Annotated in this window: 12 protein-coding genes and 2 pseudogenes; 9 read left to right on the top strand and 5 right to left on the bottom strand. The window is 59.1% G+C overall.

Annotated elements, in window-relative coordinates; translation table 11 throughout:
• Positions 1-134: 134 nt before the first annotated feature.
• From ACRY_RS06405 to ACRY_RS06380, 5 genes are read right to left on the bottom strand one after another with little or no spacing between them, the layout of a single operon-like run.
• Entirely contained in the window at positions 135-2,054 is a 1,920-nt protein-coding gene (locus ACRY_RS06405; RefSeq protein WP_011941783.1) for an ATP-dependent helicase, read from the bottom strand.
• The gene (locus ACRY_RS18995; protein WP_081432877.1) at positions 2,051-3,970 is read right to left on the bottom strand and encodes an ATP-dependent nuclease; all 1,920 of its coding nucleotides are present in this window, start codon (positions 3,968-3,970) and stop codon (positions 2,051-2,053) included. The genes ACRY_RS06405 and ACRY_RS18995 overlap by 4 nt, the downstream gene beginning before the upstream one ends.
• Positions 3,971-4,024: 54 nt before the next feature.
• Positions 4,025-5,104: a BsuBI/PstI family type II restriction endonuclease gene (locus ACRY_RS06390; RefSeq protein WP_011941781.1), complete on the bottom strand. Its 1,080-nt coding sequence runs from the start codon at positions 5,102-5,104 to the stop codon at positions 4,025-4,027.
• Positions 5,104-6,939 carry an HsdM family class I SAM-dependent methyltransferase gene (locus ACRY_RS06385; protein WP_050751095.1) on the bottom strand — a complete coding sequence of 612 codons (1,836 nt, stop codon included), beginning with the start codon at positions 6,937-6,939 and terminating at the stop codon, positions 5,104-5,106. Before ACRY_RS06385 ends, ACRY_RS06390 begins: the two co-directional genes overlap by 1 nt.
• Positions 6,936-7,208: a ribbon-helix-helix domain-containing protein gene (locus tag ACRY_RS06380; RefSeq protein ID WP_011941779.1), complete on the bottom strand. Its 273-nt coding sequence runs from the start codon at positions 7,206-7,208 to the stop codon at positions 6,936-6,938. Before ACRY_RS06380 ends, ACRY_RS06385 begins: the two co-directional genes overlap by 4 nt.
• A gap of 361 nt (positions 7,209-7,569) precedes the next feature.
• On the opposite strand from ACRY_RS06380, the gene ACRY_RS06375 reads away from it, so the two are divergent.
• The 9 genes and pseudogenes from ACRY_RS06375 to ACRY_RS06330 all read left to right on the top strand — a co-directional run.
• A complete protein-coding gene (locus tag ACRY_RS06375; RefSeq protein WP_011930484.1) occupies positions 7,570-8,778 on the top strand; it encodes an IS256 family transposase in 1,209 nt (402 codons plus the stop codon).
• Between the two features lie 453 nt (positions 8,779-9,231).
• Positions 9,232-10,899: a DUF262 domain-containing protein gene (locus tag ACRY_RS06370; protein WP_011941778.1), complete on the top strand. Its 1,668-nt coding sequence runs from the start codon at positions 9,232-9,234 to the stop codon at positions 10,897-10,899.
• A 74-nt stretch (positions 10,900-10,973) separates the two neighbouring features.
• Positions 10,974-11,462, top strand: a complete 489-nt coding sequence (locus tag ACRY_RS06365) for a hypothetical protein (protein WP_155856350.1) — start codon at positions 10,974-10,976, stop codon at positions 11,460-11,462.
• Between the two features lie 401 nt (positions 11,463-11,863).
• A pseudogene (locus ACRY_RS18990) lies at positions 11,864-12,600 on the top strand (IS3 family transposase); the annotation flags it as partial.
• An 88-nt stretch (positions 12,601-12,688) separates the two neighbouring features.
• Positions 12,689-13,084 (top strand): IS66-like element accessory protein TnpA, encoded by a 396-nt coding sequence (gene tnpA, locus ACRY_RS06350; protein ID WP_011941776.1) that lies wholly within the window; start codon positions 12,689-12,691, stop codon positions 13,082-13,084.
• The gene (gene tnpB, locus ACRY_RS06345; RefSeq protein WP_011941775.1) at positions 13,081-13,422 is read left to right on the top strand and encodes an IS66 family insertion sequence element accessory protein TnpB; all 342 of its coding nucleotides are present in this window, start codon (positions 13,081-13,083) and stop codon (positions 13,420-13,422) included. The genes tnpA and tnpB overlap by 4 nt, the downstream gene beginning before the upstream one ends.
• Positions 13,423-13,495: 73 nt before the next feature.
• On the top strand, positions 13,496-15,157 hold the full coding sequence (tnpC, locus tag ACRY_RS06340) for an IS66 family transposase (RefSeq protein WP_011941774.1): 1,662 nt from the start codon (positions 13,496-13,498) through the stop codon (positions 15,155-15,157).
• Complete coding sequence (locus tag ACRY_RS06335; protein WP_050751094.1) at positions 15,150-15,587, top strand: hypothetical protein; 438 nt, start codon at positions 15,150-15,152, stop codon at positions 15,585-15,587. The genes tnpC and ACRY_RS06335 overlap by 8 nt, the downstream gene beginning before the upstream one ends.
• A 68-nt stretch (positions 15,588-15,655) precedes the next feature.
• Positions 15,656-16,111: pseudogene (locus tag ACRY_RS06330) on the top strand (integrase core domain-containing protein); the annotation flags it as partial.
• Between the last annotated feature and the right edge of the window lie 142 nt (positions 16,112-16,253).

Raw genomic sequence — 16,253 nt, 5'->3', positions numbered from 1 at the left:
AGGATGGACGGATCATCGGCGATGAGCTTCTGTACCCACTTCTCGCTTAACTCAGGATGATTCTTGAGAAGGACGCGAGATGGTTTGATGTATTTGTTCGTCATTGCACTTTTTCGCCCATTTGATTCTTATTTTTAAGAGTCTGTGTCAGTACCGCTGAGGTTCATCTCGGCAAGGAAGCGAGAGGGTTGTCGTTGCCAGCCGCGATATTGAGCGGCGTGCGTAAGAACAAGCTGCTTCTGTGTGCGGGTAACGGCTACGAAGAAGTTTCGGCGCTCTTCTTCAAGCTCGGCGGGAGAAGCGCCCGCTTTCAGGCTTTGCCATGACGGAAGAATCTGCTCGGCCACGCCAGTGACCCAAACATACTCGAACTCCAAGCCCTTGGCGGCGTGAATGGTCAGGAGGCGGACGGCGGATGGGTCGAGCGGGGGCTCCTTTGGCCTGAGCGCTATACCTTGGAGCAGTTCGTCGAGATCAGGCTGGCTTCCTTTTTCGACTCGGATTGCCTGCGCGGCAGTCTCCCAAGCGGTCCTATCTTCTTCGGCGTCGCTGATGATTCCGTTCGAAGAATCCGCGGTTTGGGGGAGCCATGCGATGGCCTCGGAAACTACCTTTCGCCAGGTCGAGCGAGATTGCACCAGGCGCAGCGCGAATTCTGCAAGGCTTGACGCGATATCGTTGCCGGCATTGTTGGCAGCGAGCGCCCAATATTCGAGGAGGCTGGCGTCGGACGACCGCGCTTCGGCGGCGAGTATGGCCACGTCAAGCTCTATCCCTGTAATGCGGTTGGCGGCTGCGGCCATCGTCGTGAACGCCCGCCGGTCAGTGGGCCGAAGCGAAAGGTCAAGGCAGCTTTGCAGCCAGACAAATTGCGGCGAAACAAAGCGATCTCGCCGGGTCGCAATGGAGGCGGCGACCCCTAGTTTCCTCAATTCATCCAATACCGGTTGCAGTATGGCTCTGGTGCGCCCGAGGACCGCGGTTCGTCCCCAAACGGCCTCACCCTTGGCCGCGATCTCCTGCGCGATCGCTTGTGCTTCTTCAGTCTCGGTAGCAAAGGCCCGGTCGATGATGGCGGCACCGTCGCTCGGGCGCGTTGGAACAAGCGGCTGCTTTCCCGGCGTTCGTTCTGCGTTGTGGGCTATGAGATTGTTTGCAGCCTGAACGATTTCAGGAGGGCATCGCCTGTTTTCGACAAGTTGGATAATATCAGGCGCAAAGTGCTCACGAAACGCCGCTATCTGCCGGTAACTGGCGCCCGCCCACTGGTAGATGATCTGGTCGTCGTCAGCGACAACGAAGACGTTCTTGAACTTGTCACCTGCAAGGAACCGGATCAGCCGGTACTGCGCGGGCGTAGTGTCCTGGAATTCGTCAAGCAGCCAATACGGATAGGACTGCCGGATGCGCGCCGCCACGGCAGGAACCTGGTGGGCGAGCCGGCAGGTGTCCAGTATCATGCCGTTGAAGTCCATAATGTTGCGCTCGCGAAGAGCGTTCTCATAGATTTCATAGACTCGCGCGGCGCGTTCGCCCGCTTTTGGATCGCGAAAATGTTTTGCGGCTTTTTGCGGGCTGACCAGGCTACTGCGAAGCTGGTCTATAGCCCGGAGCCAGCGCGTATCGTCTGCCGTCACCGCCGCGCCGTGCGACGCCGCCTGTTCGAGTGCATCCTTCAGAAGTTCGGCCCGGTCTTCATCTTGATCGTAGATTCCAAAATCCGGTTTGATAGCGAGGTGGGAACCATGCTGCCGAAGCACTTGGGCACAGAAACTGTGAAATGTGCCGATAACAGTGCGTTCGGCGAGGCCTGGCACGATCGCCTCGACACGCTCGCGCATCTCATCGCCTGCCTTGGTCGTGAAAGTAAGGGCAAGGATGCGAAAGTTCTTGCCAGCCGTGCTATCAAGGATGCGGGCAATGCGAGTGGTAAGAACCGTCGTTTTGCCCACACCGGGACCGGCAAGAACCAAGGCGGCGCCATCTTCCCAATCGACAGCCTGCCTCTGCGTGGGGCTCAGCCGGTCCAGTGCTGCCTGAAGTTCCGGCGTCATGCAGCACCATCCCGCAGGGCTGTTACCAGATCAACGAAGCGTGCGGGCATACGCCGCGCCAGCGCCTCGTCGGCAGCGACGCGCAGTGACAGTACGCCCATATATCCGGTCTTCCGGTTCTTGAGCCGGGCGCGGAATTCGTCAGGCGGACAGTCGAGGGCGGACCGACCGCCGATGTCGGCGAGAATTTCGCGGAGCATCTGCTCATGCCCGTCCGCCAGTAGCTGATCCTCAAGATCGTTTTGCGGCGTGAGGGTCACGAAGCGACCCTCTAGCTCTTCGTCGTCAAATCCTCGGTCAATGATCTGACGGCGGAATTTCTCGCCTTCATGATCGCCATCGACGATCATGTTCCAGGGGATTCCGAACGCCTCCGCGAGCGCCGGATAAATGCCGGCATTGCCGCTTTGCTGAAAGTCGATGACGGCCACGCCGTGGTCGTCAAGTGGCCAGCCAAGCGCCTTCCCGAGCGCGTGAAGAAGAAGGTACTCCGTTACGCCTTCCACCATTATCCAGCGACGGGCAAAGAAAATTTCGCCCCGCACGCGGCGGCCATGAAAGCCAAGTTCTTCCTCATCCTCGGCGGTGGGAAGAATCCGGCAGAGATGTCGGAATTGGCGCACTTGATCTGTGCGAGCTGCGCGATCGGGATCGCGGCGATAGCAGCGCAACACACGCGTCGCCATGGCCATGTCGAACCAGCTTCGGGACGCGACACGGCCGGTCGGCTCGTCCCTAAAAAAGATGCGCCCCGCGGAGCCGTTGAGGAACCCGTTCACGGCGTCGTTCCAGGGAAGATCGGATACGACATAACGCGGCAGGGTGGCGATTTCGGTGCATCCACCGCGTAGGCAAACAAGCCGAATGTCGCGAAGCGGAACATGCTGTAGAAAGTAGGGTGAGTGCGTGCTCATCAGCTTCTGCCCCGCAAGCGCCTGAACATGCTCCCACAAAGTGCGTGCAGCCTGCGGATGCAAATGCGCTTCAGGTTCTTCGATGGCAAAGACCGCTTCTACGCCGGGCCGTTCGGCTTCGGCGAGTTGCTGAAGTACAGCAGCCTGAAAAAGAAAAATTACGGCGAGGCTTTGCAAGCCCTGGCCGTGGTGACCAAGCGGGAGCCACGGACGCAGCTCCTCATTGCGCAGCACAATACCCGTCCGCTGCAGCATTTCCTCTATGCCAAGAGGCAGCGTCGCGAGCCGCGCCCCGCCCGGTCCCTCGCCGATCGCCACGCGGGTAGCTTGGCCGATCATCTCGGCGATTTCCGCAAGGCGCGGATCGGCTGCAGCAATTCGCGCATCGAGCTCGGCAAGGATGCGCAGAGCCTCGGCCTCAAGTTCGTCTGGGATGCGAACGCTGCGCAAGAGGCGTCCCCAATGGCCTGAACGCGGGGTGAACTCGTTCGTTGCATCCCGAAGCGCCCCAAGCCAGAACAGCGGCATATAGCTGAAGAAGCCGGTTAAGTTAATGGCTCGGCGTCTTTCGCGCAACGGAACGCCGGCGGAGTCCAGAAACTGCCAGGCAGGGTCGAACGCTTCTTTTTCCTCACTCCATGCGCACGTGACCTGCACGGTAAGAAGGTTTCTCATGCGATCGGCGGTGACTGTGATGATATCTTCGAGAGCCGCCACCATATCGGGGTCCCACTCGCCGGAGCGCGATTCCTCCATTGCGATAACAATGCGTACAGGCGGCAATGTGCGCGGATCGCCGTCTGGTTCCGGACGATGAACGTCATTCTCCGTAAAGCCCGTACCGCGTTGGCCCCAGCGCCGGGTCAAAACAATGCGCACCGCGTCAAGGATCGCGGTCTTGCCTGCATTGTTAGGCCCGATCAGGACTGTTGTCTCGCCCAGCTCGATGTCCAGGTTGCGGACGGAACGGAAGTTCTCTATGTGGAGCCGAGTAATGCGCATTCCATCACCATAGTGGCTGCGCACAATGCGTGGAGTCGATATTGTGGGCTCCGCTTATTTCCATTCCGCGAGCGCCCTCACTAACTGCGTCTGCCCCTCGTGGAGGTAGATCAGGTTGTCAGGCTCCGAGGCGAGCCATACGAAGGTGCCCCAGGCAAGCGAATCGAAGACCTTCTTGAACGCGCTGTCGCTGCGATCGAGGAACGCTGTCGCAAACGCAACGTGCTCGGGCGGGAATCCGGCCTCTTTGGCAAGTTGCAATAGCGCCTGCCTGCGCTCCTTTGTAACGGGGCCGTCCGTGGCCACAACTTCGATAAAAATTAGGATCGGATGTTTGGGGCCGAGGTCCGCGAGGACGATGTCTGGCAGATTCTTCTCGGCCTTGATGTTGAGCCCAATGGCCTTGGCCAGCTCGTCGTCGCGGGAGACAACCTTGTTGCGGCTCTCGCTTAGAAACACCACGCCGGGTGTCTGCAGAAAAGACGGCGCGAATACCTCGATCACAGCCTTGGAGATGATAGAGCTGGGGCCGGGCGCCATTCGCCGGGTTTCGCCGCTCGGAAACTTGACGAGGACGTGATCACCGCCAGCGATAGCCCCTCTCCGAACGATCGCTATCCGGGCAAGAGCGCCTGCATTCAGGTGGTCGGCCTGCCAATCGGCAATCGCCTTCGTGAGTTTCTTTCCAGAGAGAGCTGGATCTAAGAGCTTGGTGAATTCACTGGCAAGGGCATAGCGTGGTGCGGGCGACGTGGTCGCCAACCCTTCGCGCTCGATCACAACGCCATTCGCGATAAGACCTGCGCGGATTGTGTCATCGCGGATAGATTCCCGTGTATTCACAGCATACCAGCGACCGGGGATTTCACCTTTGCTGCTTTTGACAGATTCCTTGGTCCAGGCTAGCCGCTCAGCCTCGCTGAGTTGCTCGGACTGATCGTCCGTCATTCGCGTTACCTGGTCGGGTCTGATCCAAATATCGGTGCCTTCGATTGCACCAATGTAGAGCATCACGAAGATCGTGCGGGCGGCGATCTCCCACGTGCAATTGTTCCGGTTTGGACTTCCTTCTGGAAAAATCGACTGCAGGCGAGCGTGAATCTCCTTGACTGGTGAAACGGACGGCAAAAGCATCAGCGAACGCCCTCGCCGTATATTGCTGCCGCTTCACGTTCGATCTGGTCATGCGGCGCATTTTTCGACACGAGTCGCTCGATCCGCTTCATAGTTTCGGGCGGGGGCAATGGCAGCGATTCCAGCTCATAAGCAGAGACGGCAACGCTGCCGTTGATGCAGCGGAAGAGCTGATCGACGACCCTGGTGTTCAGAAGCGCTGCCAGCGCAGCGGTGGAGACGCCAACCTTGTTGGAAACCGGACGGATCATGTTGAGATGGTTCTCAACGACGACGGCTCCATACTCATTTAGGAACGCCTGCGGCAGTTCGGCTGCGATCAGGCGGCGGTTCTGTTCCTTGGCCGTCGTGCGCTGCAAGAGAACACAGGGATAGTCGGTGACAACCCATTGTTCGGTCGCCATGGGCTCGAAGAATGGCTTGTGGTTACGGCGCTGCGCGCGGAACTCGAACGTGCCGTCGGAGCGAACAGATTCAGCCCAAATAAGCGGATAGCGGTTCCTGGCCGGTCGGTCGCGCAGGCTCGGCTTGTGCCGGTTCCAGACAAGCGGCCCGGTGCTGACCTTATAACCGTAATCAGCCAGCCGATGCGGCTTGTTTTCCACGGCGTGAATTAGTTTGCAGTCGGACTTTTCGCGGGGAACCAGCCACGGGCGGTCCGGCGATTCCGGAAGGCGGAAAGACCCCGCCGAAGTGGCGCGGATTCCGCCTTCAGGGGCGGAGGATAGAAAATGCACCTGCCCGACGCCGCTTGCGCCGCCGCGGCGGTAAGCAGCGAGTAGCGTCTCTTGAAGAACGTCAGCGAACACGCCCTTTCGCTCGGACACAAAGTCGATTGAGGCCGGCGGCGCTTCGCTGGCAAGCAACGCTCGCAGCGCCTTGTAGTATTCGCCGGCAAGGAAGCTCGTCGGCGTGACATAGGCAATCACGCCGCCGGGGCGGGTGTGGCGCAGAGCAACATCGGTGAACAGGCCATAAAGATTGGCGTGCCCGTAAAGGCTGCGCGCGTACTTCTCACGCAGTGCCGGGGATAAGGTAATGCGGCCATACGGCGGATTGCCAATGACGAGGTCGTAGCCGCTGCCGTCGGGTTCCCGCTCCAAGGTGTCGCAAACTCCGACCACATCTTTCAGCCGTGCGCCTGCCTTTCGGCAAAGCGGCATCAGCGTGATTTCGAGAAAGACCTGCGACATCCAGGCGGCGAATGGATCGAGTTCGTAGCCACGCAACCGATGTGCAATATTCTTGAGCGCAATGGGAGCGCTGCAATCACTCAACGAGTCAGCCATCCGACGCGCAACGGGAGAAAGAAAAGCGCCGCCACCGCATGCCGGATCGAGCACATGCGCAGTGCGCCAATCAACCCCGCACTCTGTAGCGATGTCGAGCAAGCGGTCGCAAAGGGCCGGGGGCGTGTAGTACGCCCCAAAGTCCGAGCGCACCTTTCCGGGCATCATTGCCGTGTAAAGGACGCCAATCAGATAGCTTGCCTCCGCCACATCCAATGCTGCGGCGGCAGCGCCCGTGCTCTGCGCGAGTGCAGCGGCGGATTTGAACAGGACCGCTTTACCTTTTGCGGACGATCGCGTCGGGATCGGCCAAATATCGCTTTCGCCGACTTGCGTGGCGTTCCAGTAGGAAGAGACAACGGCGGCGGTCATTGCCCGCGCAAGGTCGAGTTGAGACTCCGGCGCGACCGACGCAGCCAGAGCGCGGGCCATAATGAGGGATTCACCTATGATTCCGCGGGCGGCATGATTCGACGGCGCCGCTGCACCCTCACGGCTTTCCGTGGAGGTTTCGCGCTCGATTATTTTGCCACCCGTCTGTTTCATTTGTTGCTCTTGCGGTCTCTTGGCGTGAACACCAGCGGAAGCTGCTGCTGTCCGTCGGCATACCGGTCGAGAAATTCAATGATGGCTTGCCGCCCCAGCCAAGCGAGGGAGACTCGGTTCCTCTGCGAGAGCAGAGAGAGCGCTTCGTATTCCTCATCCGTGAGATTGACGGTAACGCGCTGTTTGGCTGCCATATCTGACTTCTGAACGGTCTGCTGCAGAGTGCAGCACTCTGCTTCGATCTTGCCTTGCGCATGCGGTACGGTCAAGCCCTATTATCGAACAAAAAGAGAACGACGTCAGCTAGGCAAGGATCATTGCTTGCCTAGTTTCAAATCCCGGTGTCTCCGTCGGCGTTTCCTCTCAGTGCTCTGCGCTTCGGCCTGTTTAGCTCGCTTGTCCCGGTCCGGATCGCGCCGTAGCTCGTTGGTCTCGGGGCCTTCAAGGGGTTCGCGGTCTCTGCGCCGTCACTCCGACCTTATCTTGGCACATCCGATGCCGTGGGCCGTTCGGTAGTGTCCGGGGGCGTGGTGGACTTTTGGGCCCTGTAACGGTGTAGTTTGAGGTGGCCATCGGATCAGTCGGCTATGGTGGAGTTGCGAGACTTCAACCTGAAGCCTGGAGAACCCGATGACCGAAGATAGATTACCACTGGCTGAGCTACTGGCCAAAGCCGGGGACGGCGATTTTCTGCGCAGCGTTGCGGAGGCGGTGGTTCAACTGCTGATGGAGACGGATGTGGATGGGCTGATCGGCGCCAGCCGCTACGAGCGCAGCGGCGAGCGCGCGACCTATCGCAACGGCTACCGGGAACGCGCATTGGACACGCGGCTTGGCAGCTTGCAGCTTCGGATCCCGAAGCTGCGGCAGGGGAGCTACTTCCCGCCGTTCCTGGAAGCTCGCCGGACCTCGGAGAAGGCGCTGGCCGCGGTCATCCAGGAAGCCTGGATTGGCGGCGTCTCGACCCGGCGGGTAGACGAGCTGGTGCAGGCCATGGGGCTGACGGGGATCAGCAAGAGCACGGTCTCGAAACTGTGCAAGGACATCGATGAGAGGGTGAACGCCTTCCTCGACCGGCCACTCGCCGGCGAGTGGCCGTATCTGTGGTTGGATGCGACCTATCTCAAGCAGCGCGAAGGTGGGCGGATCGTCTCAGTTGCGGCGATAATCGCAGTGGCGGTGAACACCGACGGTCGGCGCGAGATCGTCGGCCTGCACATCGGCCCGTCCGAGGCGGAGACCTTCTGGTCGACCTTTCTCAAGAGCTTGGTCCGCCGTGGGTTGCGTGAGGTGAAACTGGTGATCTCCGATGCTCATGAAGGGTTGAAGGCGGCGATCCGCCGGGTGATGGGGGCATCCTGGCAAAGATGCCGCGTTCACTGGATGCGCAACGCCTTGTCCTATGTGCCGAAGGGGCAGCAGAGCATGGTGTCTGCAGCGTTGCGTCAGGCGTTTATCCAGCCGGATCGCGTCAGTGCCAGCCAGACCCTGCGCCATGTGGCCGACCAGCTCCGGGGCAAATGGCCAAAACTTGGCGCGTTCATCGACGACAGTGAAACCGACGTGCTGGCGCACATGGACTTTCCCGCCCAGCACCGAACCAAAATTCACTCGACGAATCCGCTCGAACGCCTGAACAAGGAGGTCAAGCGCCGCGCCGATGTCGTCGGCATCTTTCCCAATGAAGGTTCGATCATCCGCCTGATCGGGGCCGTGCTGCTCGAGGCCAACGACGAATGGCAAACACAGAACCGCTATATGCAGATCGAGGGAATGGTCGAACTCATGGCACCCGCCATCGATGCCGATACACCACGAATTTCCACCGTCGCCGCGTGACCATTGGCCGCTTCAGCTACACCAGAATTTCCACCACATTGACGGACGCTATCGGCCGTTCCACCCCAACACTTCTCAGTGGAAAGCAACAACGGGACCCCAGGCTGATCCACAGCCGTTGGCCCCGACCCCGGGCCAGATTGGGCCGCATTCGTATTTTGTATAAATCTTTATTGTCTAGGATACAACTTTATTTTCCGTCTACAGCTTCTCTAGGCATGGCCGCCATAAAGCGGTCAGACCGCTTTTGGCCCATGAGGACGTAAAGTGTCAGTTTCCTGGTGCTCGGAAGCGAACCTTGGCGGTGCAATACCAGAGTGGCATTGCACCCTACTTGCTAAACCATATCGCTAAAGTTGCACTCCTTGTAGCGAGGCCGTAAGGTTCCAAAGGAAGCTGCAGGCCTTACAACCTTCCGCTCCGTCTCACCCCTCGTACTGCCAGAGACTCAAGATGCAACTTCCCCAGCCGACGCATGCCAAGTATTCCGGCCTTCTCAATGACATTAAGCGCGGTCAGATCAAAATTCCACAATTTCAGCGTGATTTTGTCTGGGGCCTCCAAAAATCAGCAGCGCTTATTGACAGTATCGTGAAGGGTTACCCGGTAGGGACTTTTATCTTCTGGGCAACCAAGGAGCGTTTGCGTCATGTGCGGGACATAGGTTCCGAGAATTTGCCGCCTCCCAGAGAAGGCGAAACCGCAGCCTACGTTCTTGACGGGCAACAGCGGATCACCAGCCTATACGCGACCCTAAAGGGCCTCGCAGTCACGCGGGAATCCGGTCAGATCGACGATTTTTCGAAGGTTTACATCGATCTCGAAGCGACCGAGGATGACCAAATCGTGGTTACCGAAGTAAGCGACAAGAAAGAAAAGAGTTACATTCGCCTCACCGATCTTCTCTATGGCGGCTTGACGTCGCTCGCGGCCTTCGACGGCGCATACCACGGCAAGCTCGAAGAATACAAACGACGCATTGAAAGCTACGACTTCCCGGTCATTGAGGTTCGTGACGTCCCAATCGATGTCGCGACCGAAATCTTCACGCGCATCAATGTCGGAGGAATGCCGCTCACGCTTTTCGAGATTATGGTCGCAAAGACCTATGACGAAGCGCGGGGATTTGATCTCTCACAGAAGTTCGATAAGCTAGTTGAAAGCCTAGAACCCGTCAATTATGAAACGATATCCGACGCCATCATACTACAATTGATCGCACTCATCCTTAAGAAGGAGTGCAAGAAACAGATCATACTTAAAATCGCAAAGAAGGAGTTCATCGATACCTGGGGCAGCATTATCAATGCACTGCAACAAGCTGTCGAGCATTTTCGCAACCGCTACGGTATACCTGTTTCCGCGCTACTTCCCTATAACGCTTTACTCGTACCTTTCGCCTACTATTTCTATCACCACCCAGATAATCCAAGCGCGGCACAACGGAAGCTCTTAGAGGATTTCTTTTGGCGTGCCTCGCTAGGCGGCCGGTATTCTTCGTCAGTCGAAAGTAAACTTGCCCAGGATATACGGCGTATCGACGCCATCCTTAATGATGAGTCGCCTGACTACGATTGGGGTGTCGACGTTTCGCCAGATTTCATTTTGGAGAACGGATGGTTCAATACGAGTCGCAGTTTCGTGAAGGCAATTCTGTGCCTTTACGCGCATCGCGCACCGAAGTCCTTCAGGGACAACTCAAATGTCAATATCAGCAATAACTGGCTTAAGCAATCCAATAGCAAGAACTACCATCATTTTTTTCCAAAGTCATACTTAAGTAAAAAAAATGAAGACGATAGGCGCATCAACAACGTCGTCAATATCACCATCGTCGACGACTACCTCAATAAGCGTGACATCGGGGCTAAACCGCCCTCCCGCTACATGAAGACGTTTGCCAAAGAGAACGACGAAATTGACGTAACGATGAAGACCCATCTTATCGAGGATCTTGATAAGTTCGGCATTTGGGTTGACGATTATGATGCATTTTTGACCATGCGCTCCAAGGCGATCAGCCGAGAACTTAAAAAGCGGATCATTGCCCGCGACATCGACAAGCAGGGCCAAGTCTCTACTGCGAACGATCTTGAGGAGGAGGCTGCTAGCTTCGAATAGCTATCATCGGCAGACTACAGTTTCCGTTCAAAAAAGTTGGTCACCTATCAAGTAGATGAGCGTGTCAGATCGGCTTGGGCGGCTTCACGGATCGCTTCTCGCCCGCTTGGGGCCAAGTCTGCAAAAAGGAGATTCATGTGGTAATTTTTAATTCCAACCCATCTGACGCTCGGCTCTATTCCCCCACAGAAATTCCGGTGCAGGCTTTGTATGAAGTGGTGACAACTTTTGCCAAACGGGACGGGCTCTCGTGGGTTGATGCGCAGGGTCGGTATCATGCCGGCGCCGGCGAGAAAGCGAATGAGCATCGCAGCCAAGCCTCACTCAGACGATTCCAGGCTGCCTCGAAGAACGTCCGTACAATCTCGATTTTTCCAATCTACCTCCATTTTTCGGAGATCACATTGAGCGTCAGCCAGGGTCGCCATCATCTGGCTGCCCTGATGGCCTACCATCTGGATACTGGAGAGCAATTCGATGTGCCCGTTCTCCTGATGCGGGGAAATGGCACAGAATTTCGCGCCTGGATGGAGCGCGAGTTCCCGTTGGCAACGGATGCATAAACGCATCCGCCAAGAGCAGGCCGAGTGGACGCTCTGTCCAGGATTGGCCCTGCGGGCTTCAAGTGGCCCGCTGTAGTGCAATGCGCATCGTTAGCGATGCACGGCAAACGTCTGCGTCCAAGATCGGCTCGTTCGGCCCACGACTGTCAGGCTCTGGTCTACACGGGAATGGCTGCTTTTCTTGGGTGTCCGCATAATGCGGTCAGGCTGCTTATGGCCCCTTTAGCACTACTTTGGCAGATTATATGGTGAGTGACGGAGCGGTCTGTAGCAGTGCGGACATCGGTCTGGCGGTGCGCCGAGATAGGCGATGATCGCCTGCCGAACTGCTGGCAGTGGTCTGAGCCCGTGGATTTCCTCCAGGAATGAGTAGAGTCCGCCCCATCAGGGAGACGGACGATATGAAGAGCAGTCGGTTTAGCGAGGAGCAGATCATCGGCATCCTCAAAGAGCAGGAGTCGGTGATGTCGACGGCGGAGGTCTGCCGTCGACACGGGATCAGCTCCGCGACGTTTTACAAGTGGAAGGCCAAGTTCGGCGGGTTGGAAGTCTCGGACGCCCGGCGGCTCAAACAGCTGGAAGACGAGAACGCTCGGCTCAAGCGGCTGCTGGCGGACGCCGTGCTGGACAACGCCATGCTCAAGGAAATTGCGTCAAAAAAATTCTAGCGCCCAGCCATAAGCGGGAGGCGGTAGCTCATCTTCAGACCCTGTTCGAGGTGAGCCAACGCCGGGCCTGCGATGCGCTGGGCGTGGATCGGACCACGGTGCGGTATCAAAGCCGCCGCCCGGATGATGCGGAGGCTCGCGAACGCATGCGCGTGCTTGCGGGCGAGCGCCGTCGATTTGGCTATCGGCGCCTGCACTGGCTGCTCAGCCGCGAAGGAATTTCCATGAACCACAAGAAGTTTCGGCGCCTTTACCGCGAAGAACGTCTTCAGGTTCGCCGTCGCGGCGGGCGAAAGCGGGCCTTGGGCACACGATCTCCGATGACCATTCCGCAGGGCTGCAATCAGCGCTGGTCGCTGGATTTCGTCTCCGACGCCCTGACATGTGGGCGCAGGTTTCGGATCTTCGCCGTCGTGGACGATTTCAGCCGCGAATGCGTTCGCTTGATCGCCGACACGTCAATTTCGGGGTAACTATCCGGTGAAGGCCGCCTGTCGATGATGGAGTGATTCGCTCATAAATGCGCCTGTAAGAGCGACGCTATGAGCGGGTGTTTGGATGGAGATCATCACGGGAATTGAGCGCCGGCGTCGCTGGCGTGATGAGGACAAGCTACGGATTGTTGCGGAAGCGGAAGCGCCTGGTGCGGTGTTTGCGGAAGTTGCGCGGCGGCATGACATATCGCGTGGTCAGCTATGGAACTGGCGCCGTCTGGTGCGTGCTGGCGAATTGAGTTTGGCTTCGGCACCTGCGCAATTCCTGCCGGTTCATATGGCGCCGGAGCTGTCGGCCGTTGCGATGATTGCGGGGCCTGAGGATACGGATCGGGCGTCTGTTGCGGCGCCGCGCAACCAGGGTCGGATCGAGGTTCGTCTGGCTGGCGGTACGCGGGTGGTGATCGAGGGCATGGTGGCGCCAGCGGTGGTCACGGCGACGCTGAAGGCTCTGGGATGATCCCTGTTGGAGCGCGTGTGTGGATTGCGCTGGGGCACACGGACATGCGCCGTGGCATGCAGGGTCTGGCGCTATTGGTCGAGCGAGGGTTGAAGCGGGATCCACACGGCGGGGATCTGTTCGTATTCCGTGGCAGGTCGGGCTCGCTGGTGAAGATCATCTGGCATGATGGTGTGGGGATGTCGCTGTATTCGAAGCGACTTGAGAAGGGGTATTTTCCGTGGCCGTCTGCGAAGGACGGGGTGGTTTCGTTGACGAGTTCGCAGCTGGCCTGCCTGCTGGAGGGAATTGACTGGCGCAATCCGCGCTACTCGTGGCGGCCGGCGAGTGCGGGGTAAAGGCGGTCAATTTTATCGGCAGCCTGGGATTTTCTGGCTTCAAATCTGCGGTTTTCTATGATTCTCTCGGGGCGTGGAAACCTCTGGAACCACTCTTCCGAACGACGTCGAGGCGCTGAAAGCGCTGGTGCATTCGATGGCTCGCCGGGCCGACGAGGCCGAGGCCCGACTGGCCGATGCGCGTGCCCGGGAGAGTGCGACCGAGGCGTTGATCGCGCATCTGAAGCTGCAGATTGCCCGTCTGCGGCGCGAGCAATTTGGCGCCAGCGCCGAGCGCAGCCGTCGTCTGCTCGATCAGCTGGAATTACAGCTCGAGGATCTCGAGGCTGACGCCAGCGCAGATGGTCTGGCTGCCGAGGCCGCCGCGGCAAAGACGACGCGCGTTGGTGGTTTCGAGCGCAAGAGCCCGGCCAGAAAGCCCTTTCCCGTACACCTGCCGCGCGAGCGTGTGGTGATAGAGCCCCCTTGTGCCTGCCCTGCCTGTGGCAGCACCAGGCTGTCAAAGCTGGGCGAGGACATCACCGAGACGCTGGAGGTGATCCCGCGGCAGTGGAAGGTGATCCAGACGGTGCGGGAGAAATTCTCCTGCCGGGCCTGCGAGGCGGTCGCGCAGCCGCCGGCACCGTTCCATGTCGTTCCTCGCGGGTGGGCGGGGGCAAGCTTTCTCGCGATGCTTTTGTTCGAGAAGTATGGCCAGCACCAGCCGCTCAACCGCCAGGCCGAGCGCTTTGCCCGCGAGGGTGTTCCACTCAGTGTCTCGACCCTGGCCGATCAGGTCGGGGCGGCATGTCATGCGCTGATGCCGCTCTACCGGCTGATCGAAGCCCATGTTCATGATGCCGCGCGCCTGCATGGCGACGACACCACGGTGCCGGTCATGGCGCGCGGCAAGACCGATACGGCACGGCTATGGGTCTATGTGCGGGACGACCGGCCCTTCGGCGGCTCCGATCCCCCGGCGGCACTGTTCCATTATTCGCGGGATCGGCGCGGCGAGCATCCACAGGCCCATCTTGCCGGCTGGCCGGGTATCCTGCAGGCCGATGCCTATGGTGGCTATGGCGAACTATACAAAGATGGCCGCACACCTGCACCGGTGCGGGAGGCCGGCTGCCACGCTCATGCCCGACGGAAATTCTTCGAACTGGCCGATATCGCCGCGGCGGCGCGCAGGAAGAGCCGTGGGGGGCAAGCCGCCACGGTCTATCCGATCGCCATCGAGGCCGTGCGGCGGCTCGATGCCCTGTTCGAAGTCGAGCGCACCATCAACGGCAAATCGGCCGTCGAGCGGCTGGCTGTGCGGCGGGAACGCAGTGCGCCGCTGGTTGCCGAGCTCCATGCCTGGCTGAATGGTCAGGTCGCCAGGCTGTCGCGCCACCATGATCTTGCCAAGGCGATCAACTACATGCTCCGCCGCTGGGACGCCTTCACCCGCTTCCTCGAGGATGGCCGGGTCTGCCTCAGCAACAATGCCGCCGAACGCGCCCTGCGTTGCGTGCCGCTCGGCCGCAAGGCGTGGCTGTTCTGCGGCTCGGATCGCGGCGGTGAACGGGCCGCCATCCTCTACACCCTGATCCAGACCGCCCGCCTCAATAACGTCGATCCGCAAGCCTGGCTCGCCGACGTGCTCGCCAGGATCAACAATCAGCCCGCCAGCCGCCTCAACGAGTTGTTGCCATGGCACTGCGCCGGCAAAATCCCGGCACGTGCAGCGGAAGAGGTTGGATGTGTCTGAAGAGGCCGTGCTTCGGGAGAAGCTTCGCAAGATCGAGGCATTGTTCGCCGGAGCGGGAACGATCGGCGAACGCACAGCGGCCGAGGCCGCATTCGGGCGCGTTCAGGCCAGGCTGGCGGAACTTCAGGGCCGGGACAAAGCCATCGAAATGCAGTTTTCTCTGCGCGACCAATGGTCTCGCCGATTGTTCCTGGCGTTGTGCCGGCGCTATGGCCTGAAGCCATACCGCCTTTATCGGCAACGCCTGACCACCGTCATGCTGCGGGTACCGCAGGCTTTTGTCGATCAAGTGCTATGGCCAGAATTCCAGGAACTCAATGGCGCGTTGATGCAATACCTGAATGACGTCACAGATCGCGTCATCCGTGAAGAGGTTCATCGCGACACAAGTGAGGCAACCGAGATCGTCCAGGCCCTGCCTTCAAAATAATCAGACAGAACCAATCGCTACATCCCGCCTTCCCAAAAGCCAACAAAATAAAAGAACCGCGGCTTTCACCGGATGCTTACATTTCGGGCGCCCGGGTGGCACGCGAGTTGGATATGGCGATCACTGAGCGCGGGGCGCGCCCGCTCATGGTGGTCAGCGACAACGGCACTGAGCTCACCAGCATGTCGATCCTGCGCTGGTCGAAAGAGCGGAACGTGGAATGGCATTACATCGCGCCCGGCAAGCCCCAGCAAAACGGGTTCGTCGAGAGCTTCAACGCCCGGCTCCGGGACGAGTGTCTGAACGAGACCTTGTTCACGAGCCTGCCTCAAGCGAGGTCCGTGCTGGCCGCCTGGCGTCACGACTATAATCATCACCGCCCCCATTCGAGCCTGGGCAACAAAACCCCGGCAGAGGTGGCGGGAAAAATCAGCGGCGCGCCGGGTTGGGGGTTAACCCCCAACCCGCCTGTTGCACCTACGCCCAATCGTGGGCATCACTCGGGGATGAGACTCTACTCCTGAATGGCGGGAACTTGGGGCTCAGACCAAACCCGATGCAGTCGGGGAAATAGGCACAGAACCCAGGTGGTTTTGCAGGAAGAGAATTTGTGCGTTATCGTAGCCATCTCGGCTTGCGCGCAAATCTAATTTTTCAATATTTAAT

This window comes from Acidiphilium cryptum JF-5 (genome assembly GCF_000016725.1).
In the GTDB taxonomy this organism is placed as follows: domain Bacteria; phylum Pseudomonadota; class Alphaproteobacteria; order Acetobacterales; family Acetobacteraceae; genus Acidiphilium; species Acidiphilium multivorum.
This window is presented reverse-complemented; position numbering and strand designations above follow the sequence as displayed.